This is a genomic window from Nostoc sp. LPT, from assembly GCF_017115165.1.
Classification (GTDB): Bacteria; Cyanobacteriota; Cyanobacteriia; order Cyanobacteriales; family Nostocaceae; genus Nostoc.
In genome coordinates, this window is sequence record NZ_JABXKF010000130.1 from 128,955 (window position 1) to 147,296 (window position 18,342).

17 protein-coding genes are annotated in these 18,342 nt (G+C 43.6%); 5 read left to right on the plus strand and 12 right to left on the minus strand.

The window, feature by feature from the left end:
• Nucleotides 1–15: 15 nt before the first annotated feature.
• From HWQ58_RS24385 to HWQ58_RS24395, 3 genes are all read right to left on the minus strand, one after another.
• Complete coding sequence (locus HWQ58_RS24385) at nucleotides 16–447, minus strand: NUDIX domain-containing protein (protein WP_292868311.1); 432 nt, start codon at nucleotides 445–447, stop codon at nucleotides 16–18.
• A gap of 8 nt (nucleotides 448–455) precedes the next feature.
• Nucleotides 456–908, minus strand: coding sequence for a DUF3531 family protein (locus HWQ58_RS24390; RefSeq protein WP_292868314.1), 453 nt, complete (start codon nucleotides 906–908; stop codon nucleotides 456–458).
• Nucleotides 909–1,094: 186 nt separating this feature from the next.
• The gene (locus tag HWQ58_RS24395) at nucleotides 1,095–2,027 is read right to left on the minus strand and encodes a Sll0314/Alr1548 family TPR repeat-containing protein (RefSeq protein ID WP_292868317.1); all 933 of its coding nucleotides are present in this window, start codon (nucleotides 2,025–2,027) and stop codon (nucleotides 1,095–1,097) included.
• Nucleotides 2,028–2,334: 307 nt separating this feature from the next.
• On the opposite strand from HWQ58_RS24395, the gene HWQ58_RS24400 reads away from it, so the two are divergent.
• Together HWQ58_RS24400 and rsmG are read left to right on the plus strand one after the other, a co-directional pair.
• Nucleotides 2,335–3,009, plus strand: coding sequence for an ABC transporter ATP-binding protein (locus HWQ58_RS24400; protein WP_292868320.1), 675 nt, complete (start codon nucleotides 2,335–2,337; stop codon nucleotides 3,007–3,009).
• Nucleotides 3,010–3,229: 220 nt separating this feature from the next.
• Entirely contained in the window at nucleotides 3,230–3,988 is a 759-nt protein-coding gene (gene rsmG, locus HWQ58_RS24405; protein WP_292868323.1) for a 16S rRNA (guanine(527)-N(7))-methyltransferase RsmG, read from the plus strand.
• A gap of 372 nt (nucleotides 3,989–4,360) precedes the next feature.
• Here rsmG and HWQ58_RS24410 read toward each other — a convergent pair whose 3' ends face one another.
• The 6 genes from HWQ58_RS24410 to HWQ58_RS24435 all read right to left on the minus strand — a co-directional run bounded on the left by HWQ58_RS24410 (nucleotide 4,361) and on the right by HWQ58_RS24435 (nucleotide 8,967).
• Nucleotides 4,361–5,068 (minus strand): hypothetical protein, encoded by a 708-nt coding sequence (locus HWQ58_RS24410; RefSeq protein ID WP_292868326.1) that lies wholly within the window; start codon nucleotides 5,066–5,068, stop codon nucleotides 4,361–4,363.
• Nucleotides 5,069–5,399: 331 nt separating this feature from the next.
• Nucleotides 5,400–6,203, minus strand: coding sequence for a superoxide dismutase (locus HWQ58_RS24415; RefSeq protein ID WP_292868329.1), 804 nt, complete (start codon nucleotides 6,201–6,203; stop codon nucleotides 5,400–5,402).
• A 110-nt stretch (nucleotides 6,204–6,313) separates the two neighbouring features.
• Nucleotides 6,314–7,435 carry an ABC transporter ATP-binding protein gene (locus HWQ58_RS24420; protein WP_292868332.1) on the minus strand — a complete coding sequence of 374 codons (1,122 nt, stop codon included), beginning with the start codon at nucleotides 7,433–7,435 and terminating at the stop codon, nucleotides 6,314–6,316.
• A gap of 409 nt (nucleotides 7,436–7,844) precedes the next feature.
• Nucleotides 7,845–8,033, minus strand: a complete 189-nt coding sequence (locus HWQ58_RS24425; RefSeq protein WP_292868335.1) for a hypothetical protein — start codon at nucleotides 8,031–8,033, stop codon at nucleotides 7,845–7,847.
• Nucleotides 8,034–8,043: 10 nt separating this feature from the next.
• Nucleotides 8,044–8,214, minus strand: coding sequence for a type II toxin-antitoxin system HicB family antitoxin (locus tag HWQ58_RS24430; RefSeq protein ID WP_292868337.1), 171 nt, complete (start codon nucleotides 8,212–8,214; stop codon nucleotides 8,044–8,046).
• A 24-nt stretch (nucleotides 8,215–8,238) separates the two neighbouring features.
• A complete protein-coding gene (locus tag HWQ58_RS24435; protein WP_292868340.1) occupies nucleotides 8,239–8,967 on the minus strand; it encodes a GUN4 domain-containing protein in 729 nt (242 codons plus the stop codon).
• A 274-nt stretch (nucleotides 8,968–9,241) separates the two neighbouring features.
• Here HWQ58_RS24435 and HWQ58_RS24440 point away from each other — a divergent pair, with 274 nt between their 5' ends.
• A complete protein-coding gene (locus HWQ58_RS24440) occupies nucleotides 9,242–10,663 on the plus strand; it encodes an NADP-dependent isocitrate dehydrogenase (protein ID WP_292868343.1) in 1,422 nt (473 codons plus the stop codon).
• Nucleotides 10,664–10,740: 77 nt separating this feature from the next.
• Here HWQ58_RS24440 and HWQ58_RS24445 read toward each other — a convergent pair whose 3' ends face one another.
• Nucleotides 10,741–11,046 carry a hypothetical protein gene (locus HWQ58_RS24445; RefSeq protein ID WP_292868347.1) on the minus strand — a complete coding sequence of 102 codons (306 nt, stop codon included), beginning with the start codon at nucleotides 11,044–11,046 and terminating at the stop codon, nucleotides 10,741–10,743.
• Between the two features lie 153 nt (nucleotides 11,047–11,199).
• Between HWQ58_RS24445 and HWQ58_RS24450 the strand changes: the two genes are divergently transcribed.
• A complete protein-coding gene (locus tag HWQ58_RS24450) occupies nucleotides 11,200–11,370 on the plus strand; it encodes a hypothetical protein (protein WP_292868350.1) in 171 nt (56 codons plus the stop codon).
• Between the two features lie 95 nt (nucleotides 11,371–11,465).
• Here HWQ58_RS24450 and HWQ58_RS24455 read toward each other — a convergent pair whose 3' ends face one another.
• The gene (locus tag HWQ58_RS24455) at nucleotides 11,466–11,942 is read right to left on the minus strand and encodes a GNAT family N-acetyltransferase (protein ID WP_292868353.1); all 477 of its coding nucleotides are present in this window, start codon (nucleotides 11,940–11,942) and stop codon (nucleotides 11,466–11,468) included.
• 221 nt (nucleotides 11,943–12,163) lie between these two features.
• Nucleotides 12,164–13,225: an S-methyl-5-thioribose-1-phosphate isomerase gene (mtnA, locus tag HWQ58_RS24460; RefSeq protein ID WP_292868356.1), complete on the minus strand. Its 1,062-nt coding sequence runs from the start codon at nucleotides 13,223–13,225 to the stop codon at nucleotides 12,164–12,166.
• A gap of 510 nt (nucleotides 13,226–13,735) precedes the next feature.
• Between mtnA and HWQ58_RS24465 the strand changes: the two genes are divergently transcribed.
• The gene (locus HWQ58_RS24465) at nucleotides 13,736–18,166 is read left to right on the plus strand and encodes a nitric oxide synthase oxygenase (protein ID WP_292868359.1); all 4,431 of its coding nucleotides are present in this window, start codon (nucleotides 13,736–13,738) and stop codon (nucleotides 18,164–18,166) included.
• Nucleotides 18,167–18,342: the final 176 nt, after the last annotated feature.

The window sequence follows — 18,342 nt, forward strand, 5'->3', positions numbered from 1 at the left end:
AAATTTCCAGATAATTTATAGATACTCAAAAAATACTTCAGGTACTAATCTGAATTCCCCAGATTTCAAGCGAGATATATCTATCCATAACGCTCTATGTTTGTGATGTGGCGATTCTGAAAAAACTAAATTTTCCAGTTGATAAAATTTGGAATCAGCAAAGTCACATTGATAAAGCTGAATAATTTCATGACCTTGCCTACCATTAAATATAAACAGGTTTTCTATACAACCTAAATATTTAATATTCGTTAAGTCTGCCTGAATTTCCTCTTGAAACTCTCGTTCTAAGGCGGCGCGGCTGGTTTCGCCAAATTCGACACCACCGCCTAAAGCCCGATAAAATGTTTCTTGTTTTACGGGGTCGTAGCCTTCAGAAAGAAATATGCGTTCGCCATTCCGAATTAACCCCAAGGCTATTACCCGAATTTCGCCAGCTTTATTCATTTTTGTAACTAATTATCATAAATAGACTGAGGACGACTTTCGCTATCCTCAATAGGCCAATCTGGATTTTCACCACCGATGTACAATTCTTCAATGGTGACATATTCCTGACTTAGCTGTGTAAGAGCGTTGATTAAAATATCCAGAGCGATCGCATCACTGGTTCCTAAATCAAGCCAACAACGTCCCCACTGTCCCTCATATTCAAACTCACCGATGTTGTGCATCAGTGCTAGCAGGCTTTTGTCATAGCCTTGTTCATCATAATTCATGTAGCTGATATCGAGTCCAGTGTCCTGCACCTGGAGATTCTCTGCATTAAATGCACCCAATTTACCCAGATAAAACCAGGAATTGAAAACTTCTTCTACATATTGCTTTTCACGCGCAGAAGGATTTGTGCTGAATTTCAGCCAAATCCACACATCAAAAGGATTAATTTCGCGGAACTGAATCTCCATTTTGGTCTAATATCTCAATTACTCTTCTGGAAATAAGCATATCAAAGTAGGGAATGGGGAGTGGGGGGAGATTAGGGGGATGAGGGGGATGAGGGAGAAAAATTAATAACCAATGCCCAATACAACTCTTGGAGAGGCTGCGCCAACGGCAACGCTCAGTACAAGTGCCCAATGCTCAATGCCCAATTACCCAGGATTCTTCAGGCTAACAGCACTTCTGCGTTCGCGCTCAATTTGTTTGACTAAATCGCCTGGGAGTTGAGATTTTTTAGTCAATGCTTTGTCAAAATTAGCGATCGCTTCCTGGATTATCTGCTGGCTTTTTTCTTTTTGCCCCAGTTGTTTCAGGATTTGGGCTTTGAGATAATAAATTTCTGGATTATCGGATGTGGTTTTAATCGCCCGATTCACATACTCTAGTGCCTGTGGATACCTTTTTAAATCCCGGTAAGCAAGAGCAATACCCCGATCCACTAGATACCCAGGAGAAGCATTTTGTTCTAAGCGTCGAATTGCCTGATCTGGGCTAGCAAAAGGCAAATTAACCGCCAATAATAAATCCATATAACCCTTGATTAAATTCAGTTCTGGATCGTTGGCAGAAATTGCTTCGGCTTTGTCTAAATATTCATAAACTTGTCGCAGCCGACTCAAGGCTTGGGGTACACCGTTGACTGTACCTTCACGGGTGATAACTACTGCACCTTCTAAAAAATGACCAACAGCAGTGTATAAATTACCACGCAATGGATCGTTAGAAATCAGTTTTTGTCCTGTTTCTAGAGTTTTCTGACTATAGGTGTCAAGTTTAGCCCAATCCTTATTTCCGTATGCTAAAGATGCCTTTATAGCATAAGCTAGAGGTTCATTTGGCTCTTTGGATAGTGCTTGTTCCAGATAACGATCTGCTGCTGGATAGTTGCCCTGTTGAAAAATTGCTTTAAAAGCTGCTTCTGTTTGGTCGCCAATTTGATGAGGTTCGCGATTGCGAAACGGATCGCCAGCCAAAGAAGGATTTACCCAAACATTAAGTGCGATCGCACCTGCAAAAGCAGTCTGAGCAAAGGTAGTGAGTTTAGCAGATACTACTAATCGAGGCGAAGAAAACCTTTTAGTCATTTTAACCCTCAGAATAATTGCGGTTGAAATAGTTGTATGTGTTACTTAGAATGCAAAAATGGTTAATTTTAACTTGCCTCTGCTTCAACCAAAATTTTCTTATATATTGGTAATCTTTCCATGCTTCCAGGCAAGGTCTAGCCATTATTTAAGGCTTAGTCTGCCACAATGGAGAAAAAGTGGATAATTCTTGCTGCTAAATTAAGGTGTTAATCCAGGTAATGCGCTATAAATTTTTTTCAGAATTTTCCAGACACCCTCAGTTTAACTAATCAGTAATTTGCTGACTTTTTGGTAATCTTAACAAATGCTTTATCTCCGAAATGTAAATTATCATCCGACAGCGTGCCCAACAGCGATTCTCAAATCGATAAATTTAGAATTAGCACCTCAGCAACTAGGTCTGATTATTGGCCCGAGTGGTTCGGGTAAAAGTACCTTACTAGAAATTTTGTCGGGACTAGCCGAACCCACTACTGGCGCTCTCTTTTGGCGGGAACAAGAACTTCTAGCCGAACAGCTACAACAATTAGCCGGGTTGGTATTTCAGTTTCCAGAGCGACACTTTTGTGGTGGTTCGATTTTAGAAGAATTGCGTTTAGGACATCCTGAGTTAGGGTCAGAACGAGTCAGACAGGCGCTGAGTGAGGTGGGATTAGAGCATTTATCGCTATCTGCTGCTCCCCATGCTTTGAGTGGTGGTCAGCAACGACGTTTAGCTTTAGCAGTGCAATTAATTCGCCAGCCAAATTTACTATTATTAGATGAACCCACAGCTGGTTTAGATTGGTCAATGCGTCGGCAACTGGTAAATTTATTAGCAAAACTGAAACAAGATTGGACATTGTTGATCGTGACACACGACGCTGGGGATCTGTTAGCGATCGCAGACCGTTGCTGGACACTTAACCACGGCGAACTAGAATCAGTAGACCCAAAGACACTAGAATCCAAAGTTAAAGAACCTCTACCAACTATGTGAGAAAAGAGCAGAGGAAGCAGGGGAGCAAGAGGGGATGAGGGGCAAGGGGAAAAGGAGAATAACTATGCCTCTCAACAGTCTTGAGTAATGAGTGCTGAGTTGGAAATCTCATTTCTTTACTCAGAACTCTGAACGGGCTAAACACCGCGTTGGCGCAGCCTCTCTTAGAGAAGAAAGCTAACGCAACTGTTTTGCTCCATAACAAAATGACAAATGACAAATGACAAACCTATTGCCTGAGATGGCAGAAATCTGGCAGCAAACTCTCAATTGGCAACCAACTCTTCAACAGCAAGCGCAATTTCAAAAGCTTTATGAGTTAATCCTAGAAGGTAATCGCCAGCAAAATTTAACTCGGATTGTTGAACCCCAAGAGTTTTGGGAAAAACATCTCTGGGATTCTTTGCGAGGAATTGTACCTCTGTTATCAGCAAATTTCTCCTCTACTTCCCTGCTCCCCTACTCCTCTGCTCCCCTCGCTCTTATCGATATTGGTACAGGTGCAGGTTTTCCAGGTATTCCAGTGACAATTACTGTACCTAATTGCACAATTACTCTTCTCGATTCCACTCGAAAAAAAATTACTTTTCTCGACAATATATTAACTGAACTTGCCCTGACCAATGCCAAAACCATTGTTGGTAGAGCGGAAGAAATCGGTCAGCACCCCCAGCATCGACAAGCTTACGATATTGCATTGATCCGTGCTGTAGGGGCAGCCTCTGTCTGTGCAGAATATACCTTACCACTGCTTAAACAGGGAGGTTTAGCCATAATTTATCGTGGTAATTGGACAAAGGAAGAAACCACGGATTTACAAAATGCTGTTAACCAGTTAGGTGGTGTGATTGAGTTAATTGAAAAATTTACCACTCCTCTAAGTGATAGCATCCGTCATTGCCTTTATGTGCGTAAGGTAGCAAACACACCAGCTAATTTTCCTCGTGCTGTAGGTGTACCTTCTCAAAAACCGCTTTAAGGAGGAGTGCGTGTGAGAAAGAGGGCGTTGCTGAGTGAAAGGATGAATTAGCCACATAAAATAGACTCCTCCCCGCAAGGGAGGAAGAGGTGAGCAAAAATCAAACTTTGTCAGAGCAGGGTTGGTAAAGATATTAGACTTCTTGCAAAAGTCCTTAACATCCCCACTTCTAAGAGGAAATTCTTAGCAGTGGGGTTCTGATTTTTGATTTAGGCAAGAAGTAAACAGAAGTTGAATGATGGATAAGGACTCTGAGGGTTTTGTCGTAAGCTTTTTAGAATCTCTTGCTAGAATTCATTAATCGATTCTTGCAACTGTATAAATGGGTTTTCCTAGAACGAATCGCACCCCATATTTCAGTTCAACCAATATTTACCAAGGATTCGCATTTTGATCGTTAATTTTCACCCAATAGCGAATACCTGGGCTACTCAGATTAGGATCGTCGGATTGTGCCCAAAAACCCCAACCTGCATTTGGAGCGCTGCCATCATGAAACTCTGCCATCTTGAACCCAGATAAATGATAACGTTCTTGACCAGCTTGTTCACATTTACTATCTGCTACTTCTGGAGACACTAAGGAGCTACCTAGAACGTTAGGAATAGCGAAGATTTCTCCACCAGACCAAGAGTTTTTAGATGCACCACCAGGCGTAATAGCGGATTGAGTCTGATTTGGAATCGGATCAACGGCGAGTTCCGGTGATTTCCGAATGCAAAGTAGTGACAGGGACTGATTTATAGAAGTATCACCAGAATAGGGATCGGTTTGACTATCAGATCTAACTTGGGCGTAGGTTTTGCCACTGTTGTATACATTGGTATATATAACAGTGTTGATAATCCAAGTCATGGCTTTCTTAGTAGATACTGGATTCCATATTGTTCCAGGGGTTGTTGGTTCTTGATCTATTGGTAATTGTTTTGCGCTAACTGAGGATGCTGAAACCATTGAGGAACCTATTAAGACTACAAAAGTTAAAAGTTTTCCGAACTGTTGGATCAATTGCATACCTGTGTCATTTACCGTAGTGCTATTTTTTGTACTAGGGTCTGTAGTGCCGTGGGTAACTGCCATTTTTTTCAGCCAAAAATTGCTTGTATAGTAGCTATCAACTTGCTAGCTAGTAATATTGCAAAAAGTTACATAACTTTATAAATTGGTAAAAGTAGCAGTTTACAGTGCTGGAGATCAGCGTGTGGTGACAACGTGTGAACTCCATTCACAAAAACAATTTCAGGAGATCGAAAACTTTTGTCAGTTGACGAAGTAATCAGGGTTTGAGCCGACGTTTTTGGGCTGACGATTGCGAACACTTGCACTGCCTTCTTCATTAAAAAACTGGCAGTAGAATGTTGTTTCTGTAGCCAGTTTTTAAGCGCCTATAACTCGAAATTATTGTCTGGTTTCAGGCAAATTTACTTGCTGCTGCAAACCGCTTATTAATTTCATCCCAGTTAACCACGTTCCACCAAGCATCTAAATAATCGGCGCGGCGATTCTGGTAATTGAGATAATATGCATGTTCCCATACATCATTACCCAGGATGGGATATTTACCTGCACTTAAGGGACTATCTTGATTAGCTGTAGTTGCCACTTCCAACTTGCCACCCTTGTTACGCACTAGCCAAACCCAACCACTACCAAAACGACCAGCACCAGCCTCGTTAAACTGTTTTTTAAAAGCTGCAAAAGAGCCAAAATTTTGATTAATCGCGGAGGCTATATTTCCTGTTGGTTCTCCCCCACCTTTCGGCTTCATAATTTCCCAGAACATTGAGTGGTTGACATGACCACCGCCATTATTACGTACTGTTTTGCGAATATCTTGTGGTACATTGTCAAGTTTTTGCAACAGTTCTTCAACAGTTTTGCCTTTGAGTTCTGGGTGTTTGGCTAACGCTGCATTCAGGTTTTTCACATAAGTTGCGTGGTGTTTATCATGGTGAAATTGCATCGTTTTGGCATCGATGTGTGGTTCTAGTGCTTCGTAAGCGTAAGGTAAAGGTGGTAGTTGGATAGCCCCTGTAGTATTTGGCGTTGTCTTTGCTATAGTATTTGGTGTTGTATTTGCTGTTATATTTGGTGTTGTGTTGGAAGTTGCAGTGTTTCCCTGAGGAGATTTCTCTGCTGATGCACAAGCGTCTAATGCAAAAGCACCAGCACCTGATGTAAGTAAAACCAAGAAATGGCGTCGATTAATAGTCATATAAGTTTTGCAGCGAATCTATTCAGTCTCTATTGCAGTTTTCATTTTCTTAGATTTTGGCTACAAAAAATTAGAAATTAGCGATTACTTCTGGCAGTTTAAGAAACTCTTTATAAAATTCTGTCCCCAGTTTTGGGATCAAATACAAACAACTGATTTAAATCGAGCTGTAGAGAAAGGCGATCGCCTGGACGAAGACGCATATCACCGCCTACCTGAATATTCAACATCACCGCCGAACCAGGTAAACCAGCACGAATCAAAGTTTCTCTTCCCAAAGGTTCCACAACTTTAACTTCAACCGATAATAGTCCTGAGTTTTGAGTACTGTTAGCGGATAGCTGTTGTTCAACCCGTTCTGAGTCAGTGTTTATTTTGATATACTCTGGACGAATCCCCAAATCATAACTGTGTCCTTGATGCAACTGTAATTTTTCTTTCACAACTGCTGGAATCGCTAATAATTGTCCACTCACATCAAAACCATTATTTTGATAGATTGCAGGCAAGATATTCATTGGCGGACTACCTAAAAAACTTGCGACCATCTGATTAGCAGGACTTGCATAAATAGTTTGGGGATCGCCAATTTGTTGAATCCGCCCGCGATTTAGGACGACAATTTTATCAGCCAAAGTCATCGCTTCAACTTGATCGTGAGTGACGTAAATAGTTGTAATGCCTAATTCTTGATGTAACTGTTTCAATTCTGCCCTGGTATCATCGCGCAATTGGGCATCTAAATTAGATAAAGGTTCATCAAGTAAAAACACTTGGGGTTCACGAGCGATCGCTCTCCCTAAGGCTACTCGTTGTTGTTGTCCCCCCGAAAGTTGTTTGGGTTTACGATCTAACAGGTGATCCAGAGAAAGCGATCGCGCCACATTCATCACCCGTTCTTGAATGATTTTTCGGTCAACCTTCCGCATTTGCAAGCCAAAACCGATGTTTTGCGCCACACTCATGTGAGGATAGAGAGCGTAGTTTTGGAATACCATCGCCACATCTCGTTGTCTGGCTGGGATATTATTTACCAAGCGATCGCCAATAAAGAGTTTACCTGATGTAGCGGTTTCTAAACCAGCGATCGTTCGCAAAATTGTAGACTTACCACAACCCGATGGCCCGACTAAAACCCAAAACTCGCCATCAGGAATTTCAAAAGTAATGTCCTCAATAGCGGTGACATTATTGAATCTACGTTTAATATCTTCTAGACGAACATTTGCCATTATCGAACTTGATATTTTCAGTTTGGGATTTACGGCACTTCCAACTAAGCACTAGGAGGTTTTATGAAAAAAGCACTTGTTCAAAACCTTGCCCCTTGTGGGCAAAAAAAATCCTTATTTCCCAAGGCAGGTAGAAACCCCACCCGCAAGTGGCGTGGCTGTATAAAATGTTTGAATTTTGAATGCGTGAATTTTGAATTGATTCATCCGTCTCCTCCGAGGAACTGTAAGGCTGCTTTGCAAGTGCAGAAACTTAATTGTCCAGCACAACTCTAATCAGAAATCTTACTACAGTTAACCCTAAAGTTCTTAACGAATAAACTAAAACAAACTTTGCGCTCCTCTGCGCTATACTTTGCGCCCCTACCCTGCAAGAAGGCGAAGCGCCTATGCGTTTAAATTTTAACCCTTAATTAGCCACGGTTTTAGGCAAAGCTGTACTTAGAGCCTCATTCACGGCATCAGCATTGGGAGAAACCTCTGCAACATCAGGTTCTAAAGGAATTTTTGTCTTACCAAAGCTCTTTCGTTCAGGGCCGAATTTTCTGATTCGTAGGCTCTTTAAGTCATACTCCGATCGCAGACTACAGCATGACATTTTTGATTTCTCAGGCATCCTCTAAACACAGTTCAATTACTTGTTTTATATTAGTCATCAACTCATCAATTGTTTCTCCCTGACTGTAACAAGCTTTTAGCTGAGGGACTTCTCCGACATAGTAGCCATCTTCATCCCGTTCAATGATGACGTAGAATTCTCGGTTGGTGAAATTGATCATAATTTATTTATACTTAACTCAAAATTATTTTTCTGGATTCTTTGACCAAGCTGGGTGAGAGAGTAAAGAAGCAAAGACTCGTACCCCCCGAAGTTGGTTAGAAAGGGGTAAGTGACCTCTAGGCGCATTTAAATCCCAGGTAAACTCGTTAGGGTATCGTGTCCAGTTATTACCTGCTTTCCAGCCAATTTTGGGCCAGAAATTCTCCCAATTTTTACCCAAACTTAACCAGATTTCTCGCTGCACTGAAAAACCAAATTTACCTTCGGAGTGGGCTAACCAGAGATTGTTAATGGTTTGCAAGTCAACAGCCGAGGTATTTTCTACCTCAGTAAAGTACAACCATTTTCGTTGTACAGCCCTTGGCCCTGATAGTTCGCACATTTTTTCGATGGTGAGGCGATCGGCTGCTTGGAAGTCTTGAACAGCAAGTAGCTGTTGCAAAGAATTGTAGTTAATCCCGCACTCTGATTTTAGAGGTACAATTCCCTCAGGGAAACAGGAGCGCAGAAATTCTTTGGCTTGAGGTGCATCAGAGTTATAGAGGACTTGGTAAGCTTTGCCATCAATCCAAGTCGCTGGGTTCTCACGTCGTTTCAGTAAAAATTCCATCAACACGTCTAATCCCTCATTACCCAACTCAGCTAACTGTGGGATTATCTGTTGTTGGACTTTTTCAGACCCAGCGATTAACGGTTGTCGGAGGGAGTCGATGTCATTTGCAGGGCCTGATAAAATCATTGGGTCTGTCATGCCATTCTCGTTTTAGCGGTCAGTGAAAGAGCGGTAAGCTATCGGGCATTCTCCAAGGTGAAGCACTGATAGCGAAAAGTAGTTTACTATTTTTGATCGTACAAAATTGCGATCGCTTCACTGAATTCCACACTTAATCCCCAAATAATGTACAAGGGGAATAGGGGGAAAATCAGCGCCTTATGGCTGGTGAACAAAAGACACAGCAAAATATACAAGCCTGCCACATAAGGTTTTTTTGAATAGCAGCGTATCGATTAGGAGTGTGTGAACGATGTACGAAAAGATTACCCCCCCCGGAACCGGAGCAAAAATCACCTTCAAAAATGGTGAACCAATCGTACCGGACAATCCAATTATCCCTTTTATTCGGGGCGATGGTACAGGTATAGACATCTGGCCTGCTACCCAAAAAGTTCTCGATGCTGCTGTAGCCAAAGCATACAAGGGTCAGCGTCAAATTAGCTGGTTCAAAGTTTACGCTGGCGATGAGGCTTGTGATTTATACGGTACTTACCAGTATTTACCTCAAGACACTCTTACAGCAATTGAAGAATATGGTGTAGCTATTAAAGGGCCTTTGACTACTCCCGTTGGCGGGGGAATTCGTTCTTTAAATGTAGCACTGCGACAAATTTTTGACTTGTATGCCTGCGTGCGTCCTTGCCGCTACTATGCAGGTACGCCCTCACCCCACAAAAATCCCGAAAAGCTGGATGTAATTGTTTATCGGGAGAATACAGAAGATATTTATTTAGGCATTGAGTGGCGACAAGGTAGCGAAATCGGCGATCGCTTAATTAAAATTCTCAATGAAGAACTGATCCCCGCAACGCCAGAACATGGGAAAAAACGCATTCCTCTTGATTCTGGTATTGGCATCAAACCCATCAGCAAAACTGGTTCCCAGCGCCTAGTCAGACGTGCCATCAAACACGCTTTGTTATTGCCTAAACACAAGCAACAAGTGACTTTGGTGCATAAAGGCAACATCATGAAGTACACCGAAGGCGCTTTCCGCGATTGGGGTTATGAACTAGCAACCAGTGAATTTCGCGCCTGTACTGTCACTGAACAGGAATCTTGGATTTTGAGTAACAAGGAAAATAACCCTAATATTTCCTTGGAAGAAAACGCCCGCGAGATTGAGCCTGGGTTTGATGCTCTCACCGAAGAGAAAAAAGCGCAAATTGTCAAGGAAGTTGAAACTGTTCTTAACTCAATTTGGGCAACCCACGGCGATGGTAAATGGAAAGATAAAGTTTTGGTGAATGACCGGATTGCTGACAGTATTTTTCAACAAATCCAAACCAGACCGGATGAGTATTCGATTTTGGCGACGATGAACTTGAACGGTGATTATTTGTCTGATGCCGCCGCCGCCATTGTTGGGGGATTGGGAATGGGGCCAGGGGCAAATATTGGTGATTCTAGTGCCATATTTGAAGCTACCCACGGTACTGCACCTAAACACGCCGGCTTAGATCGGATTAATCCTGGTTCAGTGATTTTGTCCGGTGTGATGATGTTGGAGTTTTTGGGCTGGCAAGAAGCCGCAGACCTAGTTAAGAAAGGTTTAAGCGATGCGATCGCGAGTAGTCAAGTCACTTACGATTTAGCCCGGTTGTTAGAACCGCCTGTTGAACCCTTAAAATGTTCTGAATTTGCCGAGGCGATTATTCAGCATTTTGGTTAAGTTTACTAGGGTTAATTAGTCGATTGAAGAAGAATTCAGCTATTCTGACTCCTGAATTCTGACTTCTGAATTCTTCTTCAATTGCAAAAAACACCAAAATCAGAAAGCAAACTGGGGTTTGAGAAAGTCAAATGGCATTTTGAGTAAGTCAAAGCTTCTTTTACTTGCGGAAAACACCAAAATGAGAAAGTAAAAGCTTGTTTTGAGTAAGTCAAAGCTTCTTTTACTTGCGGAAAACACCAAAATGAGAAAGCAAAAGCTTCTTTTACTTGCGGAAAACACCAAAATGAGAAAGTAAAAGCTTGTTTTGAGTAAGTCAAAGCTTCTTTTACTTGCGGAAAACACCAAAATGAGAAAGCAAAAGCTTGTTTTGAATAAGTCAAAGCTTCTTTTGAGTAAGTAATTGCGGACTTTGCTTATTGAATTTAGTCCAAATATGAAGTTTAGATAAAATTATTGAAAAAATTGCTGATAAATGCTGTTTAGTTTTTACTTTTGATTCCGTTTCCCCCCTTTTTAAACGCAGTCTTCTCACATTGGGAGAGGCTAGCGCCAAGGGGTTTCCACGCCACTTGACGCCAGTCGCCTCAAGTCGGGAAACCCTTTCGGCAGTTCCTCCTGGGGGAAACCCCCAAGACCGGACTGCCTCACCACAGCGCTGGCTCCTTTATGCCGGGGAACCCGTCCACCGCAGTGGCTCCCCATGAGCGATTGGCGTGGGTTAGGGGGGATCTAAAAGTGCCTAAAGTCACAGCGAAACACTTTTCAAACAACCTCTTAGACAGTTTCAATCCCTGCGTACCTAGAGCTTCTTGAAGTATCTGGCGATCGGTAACAGCCCGAAGCCGAGCTTTTCATAGGTGCGACGTGCTGGAGCATGACCGGGATCGCCTCCGGTTTCGACCATAGCAACAGACATTCCAGCATCTTTCATCCAATCAAGAGCAAATTGTGTCAAAGCGCTGCCAATTCCGTGACCTTGAAAGTCTGGATCGACAGCAACCATGTAGATTTCACCCATGCTCGTCTCTGAGTCTAGTTTCACGGCTACAAAGCCCACGATTGAATCAGCATTGATAGCAACCCATACATTTGTGTCCTCTGCACCGCAGACACCCTTGACAGCTTTTTGCTGGCTCACACGCCAATCGGGATAGAATTCTCGGTAAACTTCAAAGTCCATCACTTTCTGAATCGAATCAAAGACCGGAGTCCATGCTCGAAGCGAAAGACAAATGACTGCATCAAGTTGATGAGTTTCATAAGGTTCAATCCGCATTTCCATATTCCAACTAACGCCGAAGATTCCCAAATCAAATAATGAAGCCGCCGAATTATTATTTGAACCACTACCTTTAGCAAATCCCGTGAAAAGTTAGAGTTACAGCTATTTTCAGGTAAATAGACCACGCGGTAGGGGCGCAAGGCCTTGCCCCCCTACAACAGATGTGGTTCAAATACATGAAAACTGCTGTAAAGACAGGGAGGGGTCGAACTCAATTACACTAATTGCTTTAACTGTGATTTCGCTAATTTATCAGGTGCGATCGCTCCATTCTCTGTAATGATGGCTGTAATCAACTCAGCCGGAGTCACATCAAAAGCTGGGTTGTAAAAATCTACGCCCGCAGGTGTGAGAATCGTATCACCAACTTGATAGATTTCTATTGGATCGCGTTTTTCAATGGGAATTTTGCTGCCATCGGCTAATTCAAAATCAACAGTGGAAAGGGGTGCAGCTACAAAGAAGGGGATATTATGTGCTTTAGCTGCGATCGCAACACTATACGTACCAATTTTATTGGCAGTGTCACCATTAGCAGCAATGCGATCAGCACCCACAACTACAGCATGAATCAAACCCTGTTTCATACAATGGGCTGCCATATTATCAGTAATTAATGTCACTGGAATACCTTCTTGGACACATTCCCAAGTGGTGAGTTTTGCGCCTTGTAAGCGGGGACGGGTTTCGTCGGCAAATAAACGTTCTAAACGTCCTTCCCTCCAAGCAGAACGCACAACACCTAAAGCAGTGCCGTATCCAGCCGTAGCTAATGCTCCAGCGTTGCAGTGGGTAAGCAGCGTCAGCTTTTCTGGGGTAGTGGGCAAGACTGCCAAACCATTGTCACCGATCGCCTGACAGGTTTGCAAATCTTCAGCATTGATTGCTTGGGCTGTTTGGAAAAGGATTTGCTTGATCTCTTCCACTGTTCCCAGCGTTTCGTAGGCGGCTTTCATCATCCGGCTAATTGCCCAAAATAAATTTACTGCCGTCGGACGAGTAGAACGCAACAACTGGGCTACTTTGTCTAAGTGTTGCAAAAATTCGTGGCGATCGCTTGTTTCAATTTCCCTTGCGCCAAGAAACATTCCATAAGCCGCAGCCACACCAATTGCAGGCGCACCTCGCACAATCATGGTTTTAATCGCCCGCGCCATATCTTCGCTGCGGTGAATTTCCACAAATGCATACTCGTTGGGTAAACGGGTTTGGTCAATTAATGACACCGAGTCGTTGTGCCAAATAACGGGATAAATCTGGTTTGGAGAATTTGTCATCAAAATTATTACTAATTTAAATTGGAAGTAAGTCTGCGTTAGAAAAATCAAGCGCTCTGAGGAAATGTAAAATCAGCGAACAGCTTATAAATCAGTGATTTCACAGTTTTTACAAAACTAAACCTACATCAGTTTTATCGTGCTGACCTGTTTATATTTACCCCTAATAATATAGCGTTTTTCAGTCGCATGAAGTACACAAAACCCTTATCTAGCAAGAGCTTTAGTCTGGAATAGTATATTTCATCAAAAGAGTAAACGCTATAACTCTTTGCCATTAGTTATTTAACAAAAAAATTGCTCGGAGTTATTCAAATTATTAAAACAGCTAATATAGTGAAATCAGCGGGAAACATATATGAAATTTTGGTGATTTTTACTGATAAACACCCTGTAAGCCTAGACGAAATATACGTTGGGCGAGTAATATAACCAACTTCATAATCCTTGTGTTAAAAAATGCAGGACACTCAAGCCAAACCATCTCCTTACTAGCTTTACAGTTCAAGTATGAATCACGATCAGCGAGTTATTCACTTAACAGAGTTATCTGTTACTGATTTTCCAGTTTCCAAAGACTACAAGTATAAATGCCGTGTGCAGGTGATTTCTAATGAGGGACAACCTTTATTGCACAAGGATCTTTTTACCAGGATGCAGCCAAGCTGGTTGGTAGATTTGAAAAACCAGGGAGACTGCACGATCGCCATTACTCTATGCTATCGACAAGGCGATATCAGCCACCTATGGCAGGATGCTGGAACAGTAAGTTTTGCTACTCAGGATTGTCTGAATGGACAGACCAGTGCCGAGATAGAATTGCCTATTTTAACCTGGAATGTGGCACCCCAGTTGAAGCTGAAAACTCGCTTGACACAAAGTGCAAGTGAAGCAAGTAGTAGCACACTGACGCTGTTTGGTAATCAAAACGGTAATCGTCGCTTTCATACCCAACAAGCTCAAGTAACAGAGATAAAGGTTGAGATTCCAGAAGCCATACTTTTGACACCGCCAGAAGAAGTAATTGTCAAGGACGTGTGGAATAAACTGCGATCGTGGAAAGAATTGCAAATGGAAAAGTTCCTGAAGCGTTTATTGCTAGAGGAACCGGAATTGGAGTATGTTTTTGGGGAAGCGATCAACAGCATCAGCGATTACTTCTATGAGTTGCTCGACTTTTGTATCCATCAACTTCAGCCATACACCCAAAACGTAATCGCAGAATCCCTAACAGGTGTGCCACCAGAAAAAGGAGATGGCTTAGACACAGTTGAAGATTACGGGGCACTGTTTGCCGATATCGGGATGCGTCCCCATCACTGGTTGAAAGCGCGGCAAGTGTGGATGTGGATGCTGCCATCAATTCCTTACTTGGAAGAGTACGATCGCCAGGATTTGGCAAAAGGAACCAACTCCGCTCTCTACCGCTTCTTCAACACCCAGATAATTATACCGATGGTGTCAGCCATCCGTCGCTACGAGTCAGCACTGCCACCAGAAATGCTGCAAGAGATGGCGAATTCCTGGGAGGTGTTCAGCCAGAACAAGCAGCAGATGGGCATGGAGTTTTATCAAATTTTGTTTGAAAAATATCCTTTCGTGCTGCCGATTTTTGGACGGGCAGATATGGATTATCTGTCTCTCCACTTGTTCCAAGCATTAGAATTTCTGATTCGTTGCTTGAAAAGTGGCAGCAGCGATCAGTTGCTCCAAGAACTGCGTGTCTTGGGTCAGTTTCACGGTAGTATCGGGGTGCCATCATGTGCTTATCCTGCGATTGCAGACAGTATGTTTACGCTGTTTGAAAAGTATTTGCCAAATTTCACTCCAGAGGTGCGGCAGGCATGGCAAACGTTGTTCAATCGCGTTACCAATGTGATGAAATTGCCGATGGTGAATGAGGAGCGATTGCTCAAAAAAGCAAAGCAGTTCCTAGACACAATAGCCAGCGAGCAATTATGGGAACCGGAGGATAAGGCCCGGCGTTGGGTAGAAATTCAACAAGAAGTAAAAGCAACAGGCATTTACACCCACACCTATGAGGAACTCGCCTATGGGGCGCAGTTGGCTTGGCGCAATGCCTCTAAGTGTATCGCTCGGATTCAGTGGAATAATATGGTAGTGCGGGATCGCCGCCACATCACTGACCCCGATGAGATGTTTCAGGAGCTAGAAGAACACCTGCGGTTTGCTACCAACGGCGGCAATATCCAAATCACCATGACCGTTTTCCGTCCCAAGCAGCCGAAAGAACGTTGGGGGCCGCGCATTTGGAATCCGCAGCTAATTCGGTATGCGGCATACGAAGAGGAAAATGGGAATGTAATCGGCGATCGCGCTAATCTCGAACTGACCAAAGCGATTATCAAACTGGGCTGGCAACCGACCAAACCTTGTACACCCTATGATATCTTGCCCCTGGTCATTGAAGCTGCCGGGATGGAGCCAAAGTTCTACGAGTTTAATCATGGTGAGGTGTTGGAAGTCGAGATAGAGCATCCCACGATTCCAGAATTCAAATCGCTGGGTTTGCGTTGGTATGGCGTCCCTGCCATCAGCAACTTCCGCATGGATATTGGTGGCATCACCTACTGCTGCCTCCCCTTCAATGGCTGGTATATGGGTACGGAAATTGCTAGGGATTTTCTGGAAGACTGGCGCTATGACAAAATGGAGGAAATCGCCAAAGTACTCAACCTGGATATTAGTTCAGAACAAACCCTGTGGCGCGATCGCGTCGCTTTGGAACTCAATGTCGCCATCCTGCACTCCTTCCAGAAAGCCAAGGTGACAATGGTAGATCACCAGTCTGCCTCTCGTCAGTACCTCGCTCATGACCTCCGCGAAAAGAGAGCAGGGCGGGAGTGTCCGGCTGATTGGAGTTGGATTGTGCCGCCAGCCGGAGGTAGTGCCTGTCCAGTTTGGCATCATTCAACCCGCGATTTTTATCTAGAGCCAGCCTATCATCATAGTCCTGATCGCTGGGCAGTTGAAGACGGCATCGACTTGGCAAAATTCGTGAGCGTTGCTGACGAAGACGATCACAAACAAGACCGCATCTTAATTCTCTATGCCTCAGAGACAGGTACGGCTGAAGGCTTGGCGCGCAAAGCTGCTCGTCAACTGCAACGCTACCGTCCCAAAGTCATGTCACTCGATGAATACAACGTCGATACCTTGACATCAGAAAAGCTGTTGCTCGTTGTTACATCCACCTTTGGCAATGGCGAAATGCCTGGAAACGGTAAGCGGTTCCTCAAGTCGTTGAAGCAACAACCTGTAGGCTCCCTCAATACCTTAAACTATTCTGTCCTGGGGATTGGCAGCACCGTTTACGAACATTTTTGTGCTGCTGGGATTGCTGTAGATAAGGTCTTAGCCCGGTTGGGAGCAAACTGCATCGTCCTGCTTCACAAAGGTGATGAAATTAAGGGACAGGCGGATACTTTCAAAGAATGGCTGGGACTGATCTCGCGTGTACTGGGTGAAGATGTTACCTCTGGCGATGCGACAACAAAAGCCGCTCCTCAACTAAATATCACCTTCTTGAATCAAGCAGAAGTAGCAAATTTAATCCCTGTAGAAGTAAGTAACGAACGCGGCATCGCAGTCCCGATTGTCAGCAATCAGGAACTCCTTCAAGAAGTGATTCCTGGCAGTCGTTCTACTCGCTTGATCGCTTTTGATCTCTGCAAAAGTGACCTGCACTATGAAACAGGTGATCACGTTGCTGTCTATCCCTGCAATTCACCTGAACTTGTCAACCGTCTATGCGATCGCCTTTCGCTAAACCCAGACACCTACTTCAGAGCTAGTTATCAGACACCAGATGGCACTGAAGTAGAAGATGAACCTCCTATTACTGTGCCGATAACCGTCGGTCAAGTCCTCTTTGAAGAACTCGATCTGACTTTGCGAGAACCGTTCAATGATCTTTTAGTCTACTTGCAATCCGTGGCAGAAAATCCGCAAGAGAAACATCGCTTAGAAACATGGCTGGAAATTCTTCAGCAGGGGAACGACTACCCTGACAGCATTACGTTCAAGAAAAGCATCACTGACAACTTGATGAGCGTTGCCGATCTGTTCGATGAGTTTCCCTCAGCACAGATCACATTAGCAGCTTTACTTGAGTTACTGCCTAAGCAAAAGCCCCGCCTCTACTCCATTTCTTCCTCTTCCCTGCTCCATCCCCAACAAATTCAAATCACTGTTGGGGTGTTGCAAGTTAGCACTGATACAGGCAAAATCCGTCAGGGACTCTGCTCCAACTACTTAGCTGGACTGAAATCTGGGGCAATGGTTCGCATTAGTGTTCGCACTTCTACTTTCCGTCCTCCTAGCGATCCCGATGCAATCATGCTGATGGTAGGCCCTGGAACTGGTGTCTCCCCCCTGATTGCTTTTCTCCAACACCGACAAGCTCTGTTGCAACAAGGACAAGCATTAAGCGATGCTTGCCTGTATTTTGGCTGCCGCAACCAGAATGATTTCCTCTATCAGCAGCAATTGCAAACGTGGCTGAATCAAGGTGTGCTTTCTGGGTTAGAGGTAGCATTTTCGCGCCAAGGTGAGCAAAAGATGTATGTCCAAACCCTGATGCAGCAAAAGCCCCAGGACATCTGGAAACTGCTCAGTCATCCTCAGTGTCACTATTACGTGTGTGGTGATGCCAAGATGGCGGATGATGTGTTTGAAGTGTTGCTAGCGATCGCCAAAACTGAAGGTAATTTATCACATTTTGAAGCTGTTCAGTTCTTTGAGCAAATGAAGCAACAAAAGCGTTTTTCCAACGACGTTTGGGGCGTAACGCTGAACTACAAACAAGCGATCAAACAGGTACAAAAAGATAACTACTCCAAAGCCGAACGCTGGCTGAATCGGGTGCAACATCCTGATAGTCAAGTATCCTTGCCAGAGGCGCAACCATTAAGTGTCTGAATCTATAGCAAGGGACTGGGGACTAAGGACTGGGGACTGGGTGAAAAGCCTTTTTGTATCTAAGTTTTATCATTTGTTAATGTCCTAACCACTTTGGCTGTTGCTATAGATATTTATAGTCACAGCAGAAATGTTGACAGTCCCACGGTTATGAAACTGAGACAATGCCATAGTTT